We start from the raw sequence: 1,268 nt of genomic DNA on the forward strand, positions 1-1,268 counted from the left end.
TGAGGTGTATCAAGGATCTTGGACGGGTTCTCTCGACTGAGAGGATGTGTTCATGCCCGAACAGCGTCGCCGGTTCAGTGCCCAGTTCCGGGCGGAAGCGGTCCAGATGGTCATCGAGTCCGGTCGGCCTATCGCGGAGGTCGCCCGGGATCTCGGGATCCATGACGGGACGTTGGGCAACTGGGTCAACGCCTTCCGGCGTGCCCACCCTGAGCCGGATCAGCCGTTGACCCCCGTGGAGCGTGTGCGTGTGAAGGAGTTGGAGGACGAGGTCCGCCGGCTGCGGATGGAGAACGAGTTCCTGAAAAAAGCCGCGGCCTTCTTCGCCCGGACGCACCCGTAGCGTTGCGCTGCGCGGTGATCGACGCGGAGAAGGCGAACTATCCGATCATGTGGATGTGCCGGCTGCTGGGCGTGCCCCGCTCATCGTTCTACGCCTGGCGGGCTCGGGTCGCCAGCGAGACAGCCACCCAGGCCCGGCGGCGGATCCTCGCCGCTCATGTGCGGCGGGTCTTCGCCGCGGGTCGGGGCGCCTACGGCTGCCGGCGTGTAGCTGCGCAGCTCAACCGGGAGGGACACGCGTGCAGCGTCGGCCTGGCCGCCGACCTGATGCGCGAGCTCGGTCTACGGGCCTGTCAACCGCGTGCCTACCGGCGCACCACGATCCCCGGCCGGGCTCCGGTGACCAGCCCGGATCTGATCGGCCGGGACTTCACCGCCACCGAACCGGGCACCCGCCTGGTCGGGGACATCACCTACCTCAAGACCGGGGAAGGGTGGCTGTACCTGGCCACCGTGATCGACCTGGCCACCCGCATGGTCATCGGCTGGCAGACTGCCGAGCACATGCGCACCAGCCTGGTCGTTGACGCCCTGGCCATGGCCGTTACCCACGGCCGCGTCCGCCCCGGCGCGGTGTTCCACACCGACCGCGGCGCCCAGTACACCTCGGCCGAGTTCACCCGCTTCGCCGCCAGCAAGCGGATCCGCACCAGCCTTGGACGCACGGGGGTGTGCTGGGACAACGCCGCCGCCGAGTCGTTCTTCGCCGCGCTGAAAAACGAGATGTACCACCGGCAGGCGTTCCCGACCCGGGTTCGCGCCCGGTTCGCCGTCGCCGAGTACATCGAGGTCTTCTACAACCGGCAACGGCTGCACTCAACGCTGGGCTACCGCACCCCCGCAGAAGCCCTCACCGACTACCAACAACGCCAACTCGCGGCGTAGCAACCAACCGAGGAACTGTCCAAGATCCTTGACACAGCTCA

1 protein-coding gene is annotated in these 1,268 nt (G+C 67.8%); it reads left to right on the forward strand.

Translation table 11 applies throughout. The features are described from left to right. The first annotated feature begins 52 nt into the window (after positions 1-52). Positions 53-1,227, forward strand: a protein-coding gene (locus ABD191_RS28770; RefSeq protein ID WP_344089050.1) for an IS3 family transposase whose coding sequence is annotated in 2 segments (ribosomal slippage) — positions 53-305 and positions 305-1,227 — 1,176 coding nt in all. Because the reading frame shifts where the segments join, the coding sequence is not laid out codon by codon here. Positions 1,228-1,268 lie beyond the last annotated feature (41 nt).

The sequence above is a fragment of the Luedemannella helvata genome (genome assembly GCF_039528415.1).
Taxonomy (GTDB): domain Bacteria; phylum Actinomycetota; class Actinomycetes; order Mycobacteriales; family Micromonosporaceae; genus Luedemannella; species Luedemannella helvata.